Below are 15,995 nucleotides of genomic sequence, written 5' to 3' on the forward strand. Positions count from 1 at the left end.
ACGCCGGGGGCGGTTCCCTGTTACGCGGCCGGGACGGCAACCTCCCCGCCACCGCCCGGCCCGCGTGAGGCACACGCCTGCCCACCTACAGGTCGCCGCCGACCGGCACGGACGTTGCCCCTGGGACCAGAGACGCCACATGTGGCTTATTGCGTTCCTTTCTTGGCCGATCCGGCCTCGTTGAGTGTTGAAGCAGTCGCACTACGCTCTCGCTACGCGCAGCGCTCGCACGACTCCGTACGGCTTCGACACCCGGGCATGCCCGCCGCTCACGGCTGCATCCACCCGCGGCTCCGCCGCGTGTGGCCTTCCGACCTCGAAACAGCCAGGAGGCCAACCGATCATGCCTCTGCGCCACTTGACCCCCCACGACCAGCAGCTCTTTTGGCAGTACGGCCGAGGCCCCGCCGTCCCCGTCCCCGACCCGCTCCTGCACCACGCCGTCGCCCGGCAGGCCGCCTCCCGTCCGCACGCCGTGGCCGCCGAGCACCAGGGCGCCCGCGTCACCTACGGCGAGCTGGACCGGTACGCCGACGCCCTCGCCGCCCGCCTGGTCCGCGAGGGCGTACGCCCCGGCGACCACGTCGGCCTGTTCGTCCGCCGCTCGATCCCGATGCTGGTCGGCCTGCTGGGCATCCTGAAGGCCGGCGCCGCCTACGTCCCCCAGGACGTCGGCCTCGCGCCCCCCGCCCAGCTCACCCACGTCATCCGCACCGCCCGCACCCGGATCGTCCTCACCGTCGCCGCACACGCCCACCGCGTCCCGCTGCCCGACGGCCACCTGCTGCTCCCCCTGGACGAGCCGCTGCCCCCCGCCCCCGCCCCGCGCCCGCGTGTCACCGGCGACGACGGCTGCTACGTCCTGTTCACCTCCGGCACCACCGGCCGCCCCAACGGCGTGAAGGTCACCCACCGCAACGTCGCCAACATCCTGCTCACCGGACCGGGCGGCCTCGGCATCCGCCCCGGCGACCGGGTCGCCCAGCTCCTCAACATCGCCTTCGACATGGCCGCCTGGGAGATCCTCGGCTGCCTCGCCCACGGCGGCACCCTCGTCATCCGGGGCAAGGACATCGCCGCGGCGGCCCGTACGGCGGACGTGCTCGTCGCGACGCCGACCGTGCTGTCGGGCCTCGACCCCGCCGATTGCCCCCGCGTGCGCACGGTGGCCGTGGCGGGCGAGCCCTGCCCGCGCCCGCTGGCCGACCGGTGGGCCCGGCAGGCCGCCTTCCACAACTGCTGCGGCCCGACGGAGACGACGATCGTCAACACGATGAGCCGTCACGACCCGGCCGCCCCGCTGCTCACCATCGGCCGCCCCACCCCCAACAACACGGTCTACGTCCTCGACGCCGACCGCCGCCCCGTGCCCGTCGGCGAGGCCGGTGAGATGTGGGCGGGCGGCGACTGCGTCTCCGCGGGCTACCTCGGCGACGACCACCTCAACACCGAGCGCTACGCCCCCGACCCGTTCCTCGGCGGTGGCCGCCGCATGTTCCGCACCCGCGACCTCGGCCGCTGGACCCCCGACGGCCAACTGGAGCACCTCGGGCGCACCGACGACCAGGTCAAGGTGCGCGGCTTCCGCGTCGAACTGGACTCCGTCTCCTCGGTCCTGGAGTCGGCCGCCGGCTGCGTCCGGGCCGTCACCCTGAAACGCGACGCCCGCACCCTGGTGTCCTTCGTCTGCCCCGCCGACGTCGACCCGGACACGGCCCGCCGGGCAGTCGCGGCGGCCCTGCCGTACTACTGCGTCCCCGAGCAGGTCGTGCCGCTCGCCTTCCTCCCCGAGACCGACCGCGGCAAGGTCGACAAACAGGCACTGCTGGGGATGCTGGAACAGCGCGTGGCGGTGGCCCGATGACCACGTCCCCGCCCCGGGCACGGCAGGACACCGGCGAACTCCCGCCGCTCCTCCCACCCGCCCGCCGCCTGCTCAAGCACCCCCGCCTGATGCACTACAACCGCCTGGCGGCCCTGGTGCTCCTCGCCAACGCGGCGTTCCTGTGGGCCGGCCGGCCGCTGGCCACACCCACCCTCGGGCACGCGGCGCTCGCCAACCTCGCCCTCGCCGTCCTCGTACGCCAGCAGTACGTCATCAACCTCTTCTTCCGGCTGGCGACCTCGGCCCCGACGAGCTGGCCGCTGAAGGTGCGCTGGACGCTCGGCAAGGTGTACCACTTCGGCGGACTGCACGTCGGCGGGGCGCTGGCGGGCACCGCCTGGTTCCTGGCGCTGACGATCACGACACCGAACGGCCCCCGGGCGGCCGTCGGCTGGACCCTGATCGCCCTCCTCGCGTTCGTCATCGGCACCGCCCTGCCGCCCTTCCGCTCCCGCCACCACGACCACTTCGAGAAGATCCACCGCTTCGGCGGCTGGACGGCGCTGGCCCTGTTCTGGACGCACACGCTGCTGTCGTCGCCCGGCCCCTGGGAGGTCGGCGTGCTCGCGGTGGTCACCTTCAGCGTCGCCCTGCCCTGGCTGCGGCTGCGCAAGGTGCGCGTCCGCCTCGAACGCCCCTCCTCGCACGTCGTGCTGGCCCGCTTCGACCACGGCGAGACCCCCTTCGCTGGCTCGTCCACCGCGATCAGCCGCAGCCCGCTGAAGGAATGGCACTCCTTCGCCAACGTCCCCGCCCCCGGCGAGCCGGGCTTCCGGCTCACCATCTCCCGGGCCGGCGACTGGACGGGCTCGTTCATCGACGACCTGCCCGAGCGCGTGTGGGTCAAGGGCATCACCACGGCCGGAGTCGCCAACATCGAGGTCCTGTTCCGCAAGGTGGTCTACGTGGCGACCGGCAGCGGCATCGGCCCGTGCCTGCCCCACCTGCTCGCCGCCGAGGTCCCTTCCCGCCTGGTCTGGGCGACCCGCGACCCTCGCGCCACCTACGGCGACGCCCTGGTCGACGAGATCCTCGCCGTCCAGCCGCACGCGCTCATCTGGGACACCTCCCGGCACGGCAAGCCCGACATGGTGCGCCTCGCCCACGAGGCCTGCCGGGACTTCGGCGCCGAGGCGGTCATCTGCATCTCCAACAAGAAGCTGACCTGGCAGGTGGTCCATGGCCTGGAGCGGCGGGGGATTCCGGCGTACGGCGCGATCTGGGACTCGTGACCCCATGGAAGGAGACAGCAGATGAACCATCTGAAGGTCGAGCGGCACGGCCGTGTGGTGACCGTGCACCTGCACCGCCCGCACGTCCGCAACGCGCTCAGCAGTGAACTCCTCACCGAACTCCTCGACGTCCTGCGCCCGTTGGATGCGGACCCCGAGACCGGGTGCTTCGTCGTCACCGGCTCGGAGCGCGTCTTCGCGGCGGGTGCCGACATCAGGGAGATGGCGGGGAAGTCGGCCGTCGACATGGCGGCCGAGGACTACTTCGCCGCCTGGGAGGAGTTCGCGGACCTGCGCACCCCGAAGATCGCCGCCGTCAACGGCCATGCCCTGGGCGGTGGTTGCGAGCTGGCGATGATGTGCGACCTGGTCGTCGCGGGGGAGTCGGCGGTCTTCGGCCAGCCGGAGATCAAGCTGGGCGTGATCCCAGGCATCGGCGGCACCCAGCGGCTGACCCGCCTGGTCGGCCGGGCGAAGGCGATGGACCTCGTACTCACCGGCCGCACGATGGACGCCCGGGAGGCCGGAAGCTGCGGTCTGGTCTCCCGTGTGGTCCCGGACGACCGGGTCCTGCCCGAGGCCCTCGAAGCGGCGGCGACGATCGCCTCGTACGGCGGTGCGGCGGTCAGAGCGGCCCGCGAGTGTGTCGACCGGGCCCTGGAGACGGGCCTCAGGGACGGCATCCGCTTCGAACGCCGCGTCTTCCATGCTCTGTTCGCCACCGACGACCAGAAGGAGGGGATGACCGCGTTCCTGGAGAAGCGCACCCCGCGCTTCCACGGCCGCTGACCCGCACGAGGAGGCCGGGGGCGGAACGCGCGGCGCACCGGCCGCGCTTCCGCCCCCGGCCACGGTCAGGGAGTGTGCCTGGTCAGGGCACGGCCCCGGTCAGCCCGCACGGGGCCCGAACTCGGCACCCGTACACGTCGTACGGCTCGTCACCCGCCCCCAGACCGCTTCTGCCGACCCCGCCGGGTCCGATCTGGATGCCGGCGGGCCCCACCCGTCGACCTCCACGCCGGCGGAGACGGTGTCCCCGCACACGGTGTGGAGGTCCGCCCCCCGTTGCCGTAGGTGCCGAGCCCGACATGGCCGACGAACGTGCGGATTCACCCGAGAGGCGCTTCGGCCGTGGCCAACGCCCTTTCCACGCCCGGCTCCTGAGGCCCGAGGAACCGGGGGTCCGGCCGGAACGCCGCGTCCAGAGCGGCCTTCCCGGCGGCGAGGACCTCCCGGGCGCCCCCGTAGTACCAGGTCGCGTCATGCACGGCGTCCACTCCGACCCCGTACGACTCGACCCCGGCCGCCTGGCACAGCGCCACCGCCCGCCGGATGTGGAACCCCTGGCTGATCAGCACGGCCTCGTCCACCCCGAAGATCTTCTTCGCGCGCACGCAGGAGTCCCAGGTGTCGAAGCCCGCGTAGTCACTGACGATCCGCGCGTCGGGCACCCCGTGCCGGGTCAGGTAGACGCGCATCGCGTCCGGCTCGTCGTATTCCTCGCGGCTGTTGTCCCCGGTCACCAGCACCACCTTCACCCGCCCCTCCCGGTACAGCTCCGCCGCGGCGTCCAGCCGGTGCGCGAGATAGGGCGAGGGCTCCCCGGCCCACAACCCGGCACCGAACACCACGGCCACGTCGGTACGCGGCGCATCGGCCGTCGTCCGCAGCCGGTCACCGGCCACGGCGTACATCCAGGTCGCCGGAAGCAGCGCGAGCACGCACCCGGCCATCACGGCCTGCACCAGCCGCCGCTGCCCCCGGCGGGTACGCGGCAGCCGCGGTCTGCGAAACGCCGGAAGACGCATCGGACGGTCCCTCCCCAGGTCGGCTCTCGACAGTCAGGGACGTCCGGCCGGGCCTCCCGGTTCACCCACGCCCACGTGACCAGCTTCACTCGGCCCATGGAAACCCCAGGTCAAGAGTGCTCACACACCCCCTGTCCCGCGTGGTGAACCGCTGGAAAACACCCGTGACCCCCACGCAACGGGGAGGCAACGTGACGCCGCGACCATCGATCCATGCCCAGCCAGCTCAGCCTCGTCCCGCCGCCCGCCCCGTGCCGGCCGGCCCCGCCCGCCCTCGTGGTCGTGGCGCACGGCAGCCGCGACCCCCGCGCGCTGAGCACGGTACGCGCGCTCCTGGACCGCGTCCGCGCGCTGCGCCCCGACGTGCCGGTGCACCTCGGGCACATCGAACTGAACGCCCCCCTGCTCCCCGGCACACTCGCCGCCCTCGGCGACACGGAGGTGGTCCTGGTCCCGCTCCTCCTCAGCCGCGGCTACCACGTCAAGCAGGACATCCCCGAGATGGCGGCGGCCTCCCCGGCCCGCACTCACATGGCGTCACCCCTGGGCCCGCACCCCCTCCTGGTGGACGCCCTCCAGGCCCGTCTGACGGAGGCCGGCTGGGGCGCGACCCCCCGCCGCACCAGCGCGGTCGTCCTCGCCGCGGCGGGCTCCCGCGACCCGGACGCGAAGACGGACACCGGCCGCACGGCCCACCTCCTGGCGGCCCGCCTGGGCGTCCCCGTCATCCCGGCCTACGCCTCCGCGGCGACTCCCACGGTGGAAACGGCCGTCCGCACCCTGCTCGCCAGGGGCCGCCGCCACATCGCCCTGGCCTCCTACTTCACGGCCCCGGGCCGCTTCGCCACGGAATGCGCCCAAGCCGCCCCCTGGATCGCCGCGGCCCCCCTCGGCACCCACCCGGCCATGGCCCACCTCCTCCTGCACCGCTACGACGAGGCTTTGGCAACGTCGCCCGTTGCCCGGCAACTGGCCTCGGCGTGATGCCTCGAGGGGCGCGGGGAACTGCGCGACCAGCCACAATCCACCCGCACGCGCCCGAAATCAGAACTCGGCACACGCAGACGCGCTTACTGTCGTCACATGGACGGCACCGCACGAACCCCCACCGCCTACGACCCGACGTCAGTCGACCGCTGGGCCCCGGAACCAGACAAACGCCCCGGCCGCACCGCCTTCCAGCGTGACCGGGCCCGGGTCCTCCACTCCGCCGCCCTGCGCCGCCTCGCCGGCAAGACCCAGGTGGTGACGCCCGGCACCCTGGGACCGGCCTGGGACGCCAGCCCCCGTACCCGCCTCACCCACTCCCTGGAATGTGCCCAGGTGGGCCGGGAGCTGGGCGCGGCCCTCGGCTGTGACCCGGACCTCGTGGAAGCCGCCTGTCTCTCCCACGACCTCGGCCACCCGCCCTTCGGCCACAACGGTGAACAGGCCCTCAACGAGTTCGCGGCGGACTGCGGCGGCTTCGAGGGCAACGCCCAGTCCCTGCGGCTCCTCACCCGCATCGAGCCCAAGCGGTTCACCCCCGAGGGCTCCGTCGGCCTCAACCTCACCCGCGCCACCCTCGACGCCGCCACCAAGTACCCGTGGCCCCGCGGCGCCCACCCCACCGACCCGGCGTCGCGGAAGTTCGGCGTCTACGAGGACGACCGCCCCGTCTTCGACTGGGTCCGCAAGGACGCCCCCGGCACCCGCACCTGCTTCGAGGCGCAGGTCATGGACTGGTCCGACGACGTGGCCTACTCGGTGCACGACGTGGAGGACGGCCTGCACGCCGGCCACATCGACCCGAACTGCCTGCACGCCGACCCCGAACGGCAGGACGTCTTCGAGGTCGCCCGCGGACGCTACGTACCGTCCGGCACCGACCCCGCCGAACTCGCCGAGGCCCTCGACCGGCTCCTCGCCCAGGAGTGGTGGCCGCACGGCTACGACGGCACCGCCGTCGCCCAGGCCCGGCTGAAGGACGCCACCAGCCAGCTCATCGGCCGCTTCTGCCTGGCCGCCGAGACCGCGACCCGCACCGCGTACGGGGCCGGACGGCTCACCCGGTACGCGGCCGAGCTGGTCGTCCCGCGCGAGACCCGGATGGAGTGCGCCGTCCTGAAGGCCGTCGCCGACCTCTACGTCATGCAGCGCGCCGAGCAGGAGCGCCTGCGCGCCGACCAGCGGATCGTCGTCGCCGAACTCGCCGAGGCGCTCACCGCCCGCGCCCCGGACGGCCTGGACCCGCAGTTCCGTGCGCTGTTCGACCGGGCACCGGACGACCGTGCCCGCAAGCGGGTGATCGTCGACCACATCGCCTCCCTCACCGACACGTCGGCCCGTTCGCTTCACGCCCGTCTGACGGGACACGCGTGAGACTGGCGGGAGGCGAGGGGCGGCAGCACACCCGATCGTGACCCTCCGTGGCCTGATCGGGTCACTCCCTCTTCCCGCATCACGCTCCGTGCGGGACGCTCGCACGTGGCGGCACCCTGACGAGGAGGCATCAAGTGGTCGACGCGGATCAGACATTCGTCATCGTCGGAGGCGGCCTGGCCGGCGCCAAGGCGGCCGAGACGCTCCGCGCGGAGGGCTTCACCGGCCGGGTGATACTGATCTGCGACGAACGCGACCACCCTTATGAGCGTCCGCCGCTGTCCAAGGGCTACCTCCTCGGCAAGGAGGAACGCGACAGCGTCTTCGTGCACGAGCCGGCCTGGTACGCGGCGAACGACATCGAGCTGCACCTCGGCCAGACCGTCGACGCCGTCGACCGCACGGCGAAGACGGTCCGCTTCGGCGATGACGGCACCGTGGTCCGCTACGACAAGCTGCTCCTCGTGACCGGCGCCGAGCCCCGCCGCCTCGACATCCCGGGCACCGGCCTGGCCGGCGTCCACCACCTGCGCCGCCTCGCCCACGCCGAGCGCCTCAAGCACGTCCTGACCAGCCTCGGCCGGGACAACGGCCACCTGGTGATCGCGGGCGCCGGCTGGATCGGCCTGGAGGTCGCGGCGGCGGCCCGCGAGTACGGTGCCGAGGTCACCGTCGTGGAGCACGGGCCGACCCCGCTGCACGGCGTCCTCGGCCCCGAGCTCGGCCAGCTCTTCGCCGAACTCCACCGCGAGCACGGCGTCCGCTTCCACTTCGGCGCCCGGCTCACCGAGATCGTCGGCCAGGACGGCATGGTCCTCGCCGCCCGCACCGACGACGGCGAGGAGCACCCGGCGCACCAGGTCCTGGCCGCGATCGGCGCGGCCCCGCGCACCCACCTGGCGGAGGCGTCCGGCCTGGAGATCGCCGACCGCGCCGACGGCGGCGGCATCGTCGTCGACGAGCGGCTGCGCACCTCGGACCCGGACGTCTACGCCGCCGGCGACGTCGTGTCCTTCCCGCACGCCCTGTTCGGCACCCGGCTGCGCGTCGAGCACTGGGCCAACGCCCTCAACGGCGGCCCGGCCGCCGCGCGCTCCATGCTGGGCCGCGACGTGACGTACGACCGGGTGCCCTACTTCTTCTCCGACCAGTACGACCTGGGCATGGAGTACTCCGGCTGGGCACCGCCCGGCAGCTACGACCAGGTGGTGATCCGGGGCGACGCGGGCAAGCGCGAGTTCATCGCGTTCTGGGTGAGGGACGGCCGGGTGCTGGCCGGGATGAACGTGAACGTGTGGGACGTCGCAGACCAGATCCAGCGCCTGATCCGCGGCGCGGCCCGGGTGAACACGGAGACCCTCGCGGACCCGCACATTCCGCTCGAAAGCCTCGCACCGTGAGTGCCGCTCCGTCCCCGTAGACTTCACGCGTGGCAGGACGGATCAACGACGAGGACGTGAAGGCGGTACGGGACGCGGTCCCGATCGACGCCGTGGTGTCCGAGTACCTCCAGCTGCGAAGCGCGGGCGGCGGGAACCTGAAGGGTCTCTGCCCGTTCCACGACGAGAAGTCGCCGTCCTTCCAGGTCAGCCCGGCCAAGGGGTTCTTCCACTGCTTCGGCTGCCAGGAGGGCGGCGACACCATCACGTTCGTGATGAAGATCGACCACCTCTCCTTCTCGGAGGCGGTCGAGCGCCTGGCCGGCCAGGCGGGCATCACCCTGCGCTACGAGGAGGGCGGGTACAACCCCTCCCACCAGCGCGGCGAACGCATCCGCCTGGTCGAGGCCCACAAGATCGCCGCGGAGTGGTATGCGGAGCAGCTCGCGTCCTCGCCGGAGGCCGACACCGGCCGGGTCTTCCTCGCCGAGCGCGGGTTCGACCAGGCCGCCGCCGTCCACTTCGGCGTCGGCTACAGCCCCCAGGGCTGGGACCACCTCACGCGCTATCTGCGCGGCAAGGGCTTCACCGACAAGGAGATCCTGCTCTCCGGGCTCGCCCAGGAGGGCCGCCGCGGCCCCATCGACCGCTTCCGCGGCCGTCTGATGTGGCCCATCCGCGACATCGGCGGCGACGTCGTCGGCTTCGGCGCCCGCAAGCTCTACGAGGCGGACAACGGCCCCAAGTACCTCAACACGCCCGACACGGCCATCTACCGGAAGTCCCAGGTCCTCTACGGCATCGACCTGGCGAAGAAGGACATCGCCAAGACGTCCCGCGCGGTCGTCGTCGAGGGATACACGGACGTCATGGCCTGCCACCTCGCCGGTGTCACGACCGCCATCGCCACCTGCGGCACCGCCTTCGGCGGCGACCACATCAAGATCCTCCGCCGCCTCCTCATGGACAACGGCTCGGCCCGCGTCATCTTCACCTTCGACGGCGACGCCGCCGGCCAGAAGGCGGCCCTGCGCGCCTTCGAGGACGACCAGAAGTTCGCCGCCGAGACCTACATCGCCATTGCCCCGGACGGCATGGACCCCTGCGACCTGCGCCTCGCCAAGGGCGACGAGGCCGTCGCCGACCTGGTCGAACCCCGCACCCCGCTCTTCGAGTTCGCCCTGCGCCAGATCGTCTCCCGCTACGACCTCGACACCCCGGCGGGCCGCGCTGCCGCGCTGGACGAGGCCGCCCCGATCGTCGCCCGCATCAAGAACAGCGGCGCCCAGCACGAGGTAGCCGTCCAGCTCGCCGGCATGCTCGGCATCCTCGACACCCAGTTCGTGGTCAAGCGCGTGGCCCAGCTGGCCCGCTGGGCCCGCGACCGCGGCGGCAAGTCCGGCCCCGGCCCGGAGCGGCACCAGCAGGGACAGCAGCAGTACGCCGGCCCGCCCCAGCCGGCCACCCCCCGCGGCCCCGCCCTCAACCTCCGCAACCCCGTCTACGCCACCGAACGCGAACTGCTCAAACTCGCCCTGCAGCGCCCCGAGCTGGTCTCCCCGGCCTTCGACGCGTACGGCGTCGACGAGTTCACCGCCCCGCCCTACGCCGCCGTACGCCAGGCCATCCTGGACGCGGGCGGCGCCGAACCGGGCGTCGCCGACCCCCAGGACTACCTGGTCAAGGTCCGTGAGGCCGCCCCGGACGACGCGGTCCGCGCCATGGTGACGGAGCTGGCCGTCGAGGCGATCATGCTGCACAAGGGCGTGAAGGGCGTCGACGAGACCTACGCCGGCGCCCAGTTGGTCACCGTCCGCCGCCGCGCCGTCGAGCGCCGCATCCGCGACATCACCGGCCGGCTCACCCGCCTCGGCACCCACGGCGACTCCGCCGAGCTGGCCGCCGTCCAGAACGAGCTGTGGGTCCTCCAGCAGTACGACCAGACCCTCCGCGAACACGGCGCCGCCGCGCTCTGACGCCGGTCAGGCCCCGCCCCCTCGAACGCCGGCGCCGCCGCCCGCACCAGCCGCTCGGCGAACTCCCGCCCCAGGCCCAGCACTTCGCAGCTCTGCACCTCCATGGGCGGCCTCTCCAGCGCCCGGCCGCGGACCGGGGGCGCATGAGGCACCCGGGTTCCGCGAGGGGCAATCGCCCGGTCACGGACCGGAAGCAAAAAGTCACCGCACGCCCCTCGTGGCGACGATGTGTCTTACCCCACACTGGTTCCGGTGCCTGAGTCCTCGGAGCGCGGCCGGTCCGTCACCGGCGGATCCCGGATCCCCGCGGTTCCGCTCATCGCGTACGGGACGGACAGCGGCGAGGCCGTCGACTCCGCCCCCGAAGTACCGCTGCCGCCCTCCCCGGCAGCGATCATCCTGGAGGTCGCCCCCGTGCAGACCCAGACCCTCACCCAGACCGACGTCGGTTCCGCGTCCGGCACTGACGGCGCGGTGCCGGACGCGGAGGCCGACGCCCTGTCCGGGGTTCCGGCGCAGAGCCGCGCCGCGCACCACCCGGAGACGGAGAAGGAGCCGGAGCCGGAGGAGCCGCCCGCCGAGGCCGTCGAGACGGCCGAGGCTCCCGAGGCCCCCGAACCGCCGCCGGTGCGCACCGAGTCCGGCAGCCCGTCCTCGGACCTGTTCCGCCAGTACCTGCGGGAGATCGGCCGCATCCCCCTGCTGACCGCCGCCGAGGAGGTCGAACTCGCCCGCCGTGTCGAGGCCGGCCTGTTCGCCGAGGAGAAGCTGCGGCTCACCCCCGACCTGGACAGCCGGCTGGCCTTCGACCTGGACCGGCTCGTCGTCATGGGCCGGATGGCCAAGCGCCGCCTCATCGAGGCCAACCTGCGGCTCGTCGTCTCGGTCGCCAAGCGCTACGTCGGCCGCGGCCTGACCATGCTCGACCTGGTCCAGGAGGGCAACCTCGGCCTGATCCGGGCCGTGGAGAAGTTCGACTACGCCCGCGGCTACAAGTTCTCCACGTACGCCACCTGGTGGATCCGCCAGGCCATGTCCCGCGCCCTGGCCGACCAGGCCCGCACGATACGCGTCCCCGTCCATGTCGTGGAGCTCATCAACCGGGTCGTCCGCGTCCAGCGCCGCATGCTCCAGGAGCGGGGCTGCGAGCCGACGCCCGAGGAGGTCGCCGCGCACCTGGAGCTGCCGCCGGAGCGGGTCGGCGAAGTCCTGCGCCTCGCCCAGGAACCGGTGTCGCTGCACGCACCCGTGGGCGAGGAGGACGACGTCGCCCTCGGCGACCTCATCGAGGACGGCGACGCCGCCAGCCCCGTCGAGTCGGCCGCGTTCCTCCTCCTCAGGGAGCACCTGGAAGCGGTCCTGTCGACCCTGGGGGAGCGGGAGCGCAAGGTCGTCCAGCTCCGCTACGGCCTCGCCGACGGCCGCCCCCGCACCCTGGAGGAGATAGGCCGCATCTTCGGCGTGACCAGGGAACGCATACGGCAGATCGAGTCCAAGACCCTCAACAAGCTCCGCGACCACGCCTTCGCGGACCAACTGCGGGGCTATCTGGACTGAGCCGGGGGCCGCCTCCCGGGCGGCCCCCCGTCTGCCTAGTCCACCTCCGCGACCGCCTGCGCGAACTGCGCCTTGTACAGCCGCGCGTACGCCCCGTCCGCCGCCAGCAGGCCCCGGTGGGCGCCCTGCTCCACGATCGCCCCGTTCTCCATGACCAGGATCGCGTCCGCGTCCCGGATCGTCGACAGCCGGTGCGCGATGACGAACGACGTCCGCCCGTGGGCGAGTTTGGCCATGGCCTTCTGGATCAGCACCTCGGTACGCGTGTCGACTGAACTCGTCGCCTCGTCCAGCACCAGGATCACCGGGTCGGACAGGAACGCCCGCGCGATGGTGATGAGCTGCTTCTCACCCGCGCTGACCCCCGTGCCCTCGTCGTCGATCACCGTGTCGTACCCGTCCGGCAGCGTCCGGACGAACCGGTCCGCGTGCGCCGCCCGGGCCGCCTCCTCGATCTCCCCCCGGGTCACCTCGCGGGCGGCCCCGTACGCGATGTTCTCCGCGATCGTGCCGCCGAACAGCCAGGTGTCCTGCAGCACCATGCCGATCCCGGCCCGCAGTTCGTCCCGGGACATCCGCGCGATGTCGACGCCGTCCAGGGTGATGCGCCCGCCGGTGACGTCGTAGAACCGCATCAGCAGGTTCACCAGCGTCGTCTTGCCGGCGCCCGTCGGGCCGACGATGGCCACCGTCTGCCCGGGCTCGACCTTCAGCGACAGGTCCTCGATGAGCGGCTTGTCGGGGTCGTAGCGGAAGGACACGTGCTCCAGCGCCACCTGCCCGCGCAGTTCCTCGGGCCGCACGCCCGGCACCGGATCGGCGCTCTGCTCCTCCGCGTCGAGCAGTTCGAAGACCCGCTCCGCGGAGGCGACACCCGACTGCACCAGGTTCGCCATGGACGCGACCTGCGTCAGCGGCATCGAGAACTGCCGCGAGTACTGGACGAAGGCCTGCACATCACCGATGGACAGCGAGCCCGAGGCGACCCGCAGCCCGCCGACGACCGCGACCAGCACGTAGTTGAGGTTCGACACGAAGAACATCAGCGGCTGCATGACGCCGCTGTTGAACTGCGCCCGGAACCCGGCCTCGTACAGCGCCTCGTTCTGCTCGGCGAACCGCCGTGCCGACTCCTCCTGCCGCCCGAACACCTTCACCAGCGTGTGCCCGGTGTACATCTCCTCGATGTGCGCGTTCAGGGTGCCCGTCGAGCGCCACTGCTGCACGAAGTGCGGCTGCGAGCGCTTGCCCACGCGCGTGGCGACGACGAATGACAGCGGCACGGTCACCAGCGCGACCAGCGCCAGGATCCAGGAGACGTAGAACATCATCGCCAGCACGCCGATGATGGTCAGCACCGAGTTGATGAGCTGCCCCATCGACTGCTGGAGCGTCTGCCCGATGTTGTCGATGTCGTTCGTGGCACGGGACAGCACCTCGCCGCGCTGGCGCTTGTCGAAGTACGACAGCGGCAGCCGCGACAACTTCGTCTGCACGTCCTCGCGCATCCGGAACATGGTGCGGTTCACGGCCTGGTTCACCAGCCGCGTCGCCACCGCCATCAGCAGCCCGGCCACCGCGAACACGCCCAGCGCGAACAGCAGCACATGCCCGACGGCCGTGAAGTCGATGCCCTCGCCGGGGGTGAAGTCGGTGCTGCGCAGCATGTCGGCGACATCACCGTCCCCGCGCTGCCGCATCTGGTCGAGGACCTGCTCCTTGCTCGCCCCGTCCGGCATGTCCCGCCCGACGATGCCCGCGAAGACCAGGTCGGTGGCCTGGCCGAGGATCTTCGGCCCGACGACGTTGAGGCCGACGCTGAGCACCACGCACAGCAGCAGCACCCAGAGGGTGACGCGCTCCGGCCGGAACTGGGCGACGAGCCGTTTGCCCGACGCCTTGAAGTCCAGCGAGCGCTGGTCGGGGCCGCCCCCGGCCGTCATCCGCCCCATGGGCCCCGCCATCAGGCAGCCTCCGCTTCCGTGAGCTGGGAGAGCACGATCTCCCGGTAGGTCTCGTTGTCCGCCATCAGCTCGTGGTGCCGGCCGGTCCCGACGACCCGGCCCTCGTCGAGGACGACGATCCGGTCGGCGTCCCGGATGGTCGCCACCCGCTGGGCGACGATCACGACGGTCGCCTCGGCCGTCTCCTGCGCGAGCCTGGCCCGCAGCGCGGCGTCGGTGGCGTAGTCGAGCGCGGAGAAGGAGTCGTCGAAGAGGTAGATCTCCGGGCGCTGTACGAGGGTCCGGGCGATGGCGAGCCGCTGCCGCTGCCCGCCGGAGACGTTCGTCCCGCCCTGCGCGATCGGCGCGTCCAGCCCGCCCTCCAGCCGCTCCACGAAGTCCCTGGCCTGCGCTACCTCCAGCGCGTGCCACAGCTCCTCGTCGGTGGCGTCCGGATTGCCGTAACGCAGATTGGTCGCCACCGTGCCCGCGAACAGGTACGGCTTCTGCGGCACCAGCCCGACCGTCTTCGCGAGCAGCTCCGGCTCGATCTCCGCCACCTCGACCCCGTCGACGAGCACCTGCCCGCCGGTCGCGTCGAACAGCCGCGGCACCAGCCCGAGCAGCGTGGACTTGCCGCTGCCGGTCGAGCCGATGACGGCGGTCGTCTCGCCCGGCCGGGCCACCAGGTCCACGGCCCGCAGCACCGGCTCCTCGGCCCCCGGGCAGCAGAAGCCCGCCCCGCGGAGCTCCAGATGACCGTGCCGGCGCAGCTCCCGCACGGGCGCGGACGGCGGCACGACGCTCGACGAGGTGTCCAGCACCTCCTGGATACGCTCGGCGCACACCTCCGCGCGCGGCACCATCATGAACATGAAAGTGGCCATCATCACGGACATGACGATCTGCATCAGGTAGGCGAGGAACGCCGTCAGGTCACCGATCTGCATCCCGCCGCTGTCGATGCGGTGCGCGCCGAACCACACCACGGCGATCGACGACAGGTTCACCACCGTCATGACGATCGGGAACATCAGCGCGAGCAGGTTGCCGGTGCCCAGCGCGAAGTCCGTGAGGTCGGTGTTGGCCTTCCGGAAGCGCTGCTGCTCGTACTCGTCCCGCACGAAGGCCCGGATCACGCGGTTGCCGGTGATCTGCTCGCGCAGCACCCGGTTCACCGTGTCCAGCCGCTCCTGCATGGCCCGGAACAGCGGCCGCAGCCGCCGCACGATCAGCGTCACGCAGATGCCGAGCACCGGCACGACCGCCACCAGCACCCCGGACAGCGGCACGTCCAGGCCCAGCGCCAGCACGATGCCGCCCACGCACATGATCGGCGCCGACACCATCAGCGTGAACGTCATCAGCGCCAGCATCTGCACCTGCTGGACGTCGTTGGTCGTACGGGTGATCAGCGACGGCGCCCCGAAGTGACCCACCTCACGCGCGGAGAACGACTGCACCCGGTCGAACACGGCGGCCCGCAGGTCCCGCCCGAGCGCCGCCGCCGTACGGGCGCCGTAGTACACGGCGCCGATGTTGCACACCACCTGGACCAGCGAGATGCCGATCATCACGGCGCCGTAGCCCAGGATGTAGCCGGTGTCGCCGTTCACGACACCCCGGTCGATGATGTCCGCGTTCAGCGTGGGCAGGTAGAGCGTGGCGCAGGTCTGCAGGAACTGCAGCAGCACCAGCAGAGCGATGGGTCTCTTGTAGGGCCTGAGACGGGTCCGCAGGAGTCGTATGAGCACGCTGCTTCTCTCGGAGTGGACGACGGGGCGGTTGGTTGCCCTTGGCCCCTATCGTCGAACACTCCACCCGCGTTACCTCAACCGAATTAACCCATCAGGT

Annotated in this window: 11 protein-coding genes; 8 read left to right on the top strand and 3 right to left on the bottom strand. The window is 72.1% G+C overall.

Annotated elements, in window-relative coordinates; all coding sequences use genetic code 11:
* Window positions 1-343: 343 nt before the first annotated feature.
* Genes ACZ5TL_RS21405 through ACZ5TL_RS21415 form a run of 3 tightly spaced genes read left to right on the top strand, consistent with a single transcriptional unit; the run spans window position 344 to window position 3,906 of the window.
* Window positions 344-1,864 carry an amino acid adenylation domain-containing protein gene (locus tag ACZ5TL_RS21405; RefSeq protein WP_468591649.1) on the top strand — a complete coding sequence of 507 codons (1,521 nt, stop codon included), beginning with the start codon at window positions 344-346 and terminating at the stop codon, window positions 1,862-1,864.
* Window positions 1,861-3,117, top strand: coding sequence for a ferredoxin reductase domain-containing protein (locus ACZ5TL_RS21410; RefSeq protein ID WP_468591650.1), 1,257 nt, complete (start codon window positions 1,861-1,863; stop codon window positions 3,115-3,117). Before ACZ5TL_RS21405 ends, ACZ5TL_RS21410 begins: the two co-directional genes overlap by 4 nt.
* Before the next feature lie 21 nt (window positions 3,118-3,138).
* Window positions 3,139-3,906: an enoyl-CoA hydratase-related protein gene (locus ACZ5TL_RS21415; RefSeq protein WP_468591651.1), complete on the top strand. Its 768-nt coding sequence runs from the start codon at window positions 3,139-3,141 to the stop codon at window positions 3,904-3,906.
* Window positions 3,907-4,226: 320 nt separating this feature from the next.
* Here the strand turns inward: ACZ5TL_RS21415 and ACZ5TL_RS21420 are convergent, their stop codons facing one another.
* A complete protein-coding gene (locus tag ACZ5TL_RS21420) occupies window positions 4,227-4,925 on the bottom strand; it encodes a SanA/YdcF family protein (RefSeq protein ID WP_468591652.1) in 699 nt (232 codons plus the stop codon).
* Window positions 4,926-5,138: 213 nt separating this feature from the next.
* Between ACZ5TL_RS21420 and ACZ5TL_RS21425 the strand changes: the two genes are divergently transcribed.
* The 5 genes from ACZ5TL_RS21425 (at window position 5,139) to ACZ5TL_RS21445 (ending at window position 12,198) form a co-directional block, all read left to right on the top strand.
* Window positions 5,139-5,909 (top strand): sirohydrochlorin chelatase, encoded by a 771-nt coding sequence (locus tag ACZ5TL_RS21425; protein WP_468591653.1) that lies wholly within the window; start codon window positions 5,139-5,141, stop codon window positions 5,907-5,909.
* Between the two features lie 99 nt (window positions 5,910-6,008).
* Window positions 6,009-7,286 (top strand): deoxyguanosinetriphosphate triphosphohydrolase, encoded by a 1,278-nt coding sequence (locus ACZ5TL_RS21430; protein WP_468591654.1) that lies wholly within the window; start codon window positions 6,009-6,011, stop codon window positions 7,284-7,286.
* Window positions 7,287-7,420: 134 nt separating this feature from the next.
* Entirely contained in the window at window positions 7,421-8,686 is a 1,266-nt protein-coding gene (locus tag ACZ5TL_RS21435; protein ID WP_468591655.1) for an NAD(P)/FAD-dependent oxidoreductase, read from the top strand.
* Between the two features lie 29 nt (window positions 8,687-8,715).
* Window positions 8,716-10,641: a DNA primase gene (gene dnaG, locus ACZ5TL_RS21440; RefSeq protein WP_468591656.1), complete on the top strand. Its 1,926-nt coding sequence runs from the start codon at window positions 8,716-8,718 to the stop codon at window positions 10,639-10,641.
* Window positions 10,642-10,893: 252 nt separating this feature from the next.
* A complete protein-coding gene (locus ACZ5TL_RS21445) occupies window positions 10,894-12,198 on the top strand; it encodes an RNA polymerase sigma factor (RefSeq protein ID WP_468591657.1) in 1,305 nt (434 codons plus the stop codon).
* 35 nt (window positions 12,199-12,233) lie between these two features.
* On the opposite strand, the gene ACZ5TL_RS21450 is transcribed toward ACZ5TL_RS21445, so the two are convergent.
* Both ACZ5TL_RS21450 and ACZ5TL_RS21455 read right to left on the bottom strand, forming a co-directional pair.
* Entirely contained in the window at window positions 12,234-14,162 is a 1,929-nt protein-coding gene (locus ACZ5TL_RS21450; RefSeq protein WP_468591658.1) for an ABC transporter ATP-binding protein, read from the bottom strand.
* Window positions 14,162-15,895, bottom strand: a complete 1,734-nt coding sequence (locus ACZ5TL_RS21455; protein WP_468591659.1) for an ABC transporter ATP-binding protein — start codon at window positions 15,893-15,895, stop codon at window positions 14,162-14,164. The genes ACZ5TL_RS21450 and ACZ5TL_RS21455 overlap by 1 nt, the downstream gene beginning before the upstream one ends.
* Window positions 15,896-15,995 lie beyond the last annotated feature (100 nt).

Source organism: Streptomyces sp. NPDC033136 (genome assembly GCF_055578235.1).

Bases quoted from the DNA above. Each gene is read 5' to 3' on its own strand.
- ACZ5TL_RS21405 (WP_468591649.1), top strand. From the start codon at position 344: ATGCCTCTGCGCCACTTGACCCCCCACGACCAGCAGCTCTTTTGGCAG.
- ACZ5TL_RS21410 (WP_468591650.1), top strand. From the start codon at position 1,861: ATGACCACGTCCCCGCCCCGGGCACGGCAGGACACCGGCGAACTCCCG.
- ACZ5TL_RS21415 (WP_468591651.1), top strand. From the start codon at position 3,139: ATGAACCATCTGAAGGTCGAGCGGCACGGCCGTGTGGTGACCGTGCAC.
- ACZ5TL_RS21420 (WP_468591652.1), bottom strand. From the start codon at position 4,925: ATGCGTCTTCCGGCGTTTCGCAGACCGCGGCTGCCGCGTACCCGCCGG.
- ACZ5TL_RS21425 (WP_468591653.1), top strand. From the start codon at position 5,139: ATGCCCAGCCAGCTCAGCCTCGTCCCGCCGCCCGCCCCGTGCCGGCCG.
- ACZ5TL_RS21430 (WP_468591654.1), top strand. From the start codon at position 6,009: ATGGACGGCACCGCACGAACCCCCACCGCCTACGACCCGACGTCAGTC.
- ACZ5TL_RS21450 (WP_468591658.1), bottom strand. From the start codon at position 14,162: ATGGCGGGGCCCATGGGGCGGATGACGGCCGGGGGCGGCCCCGACCAG.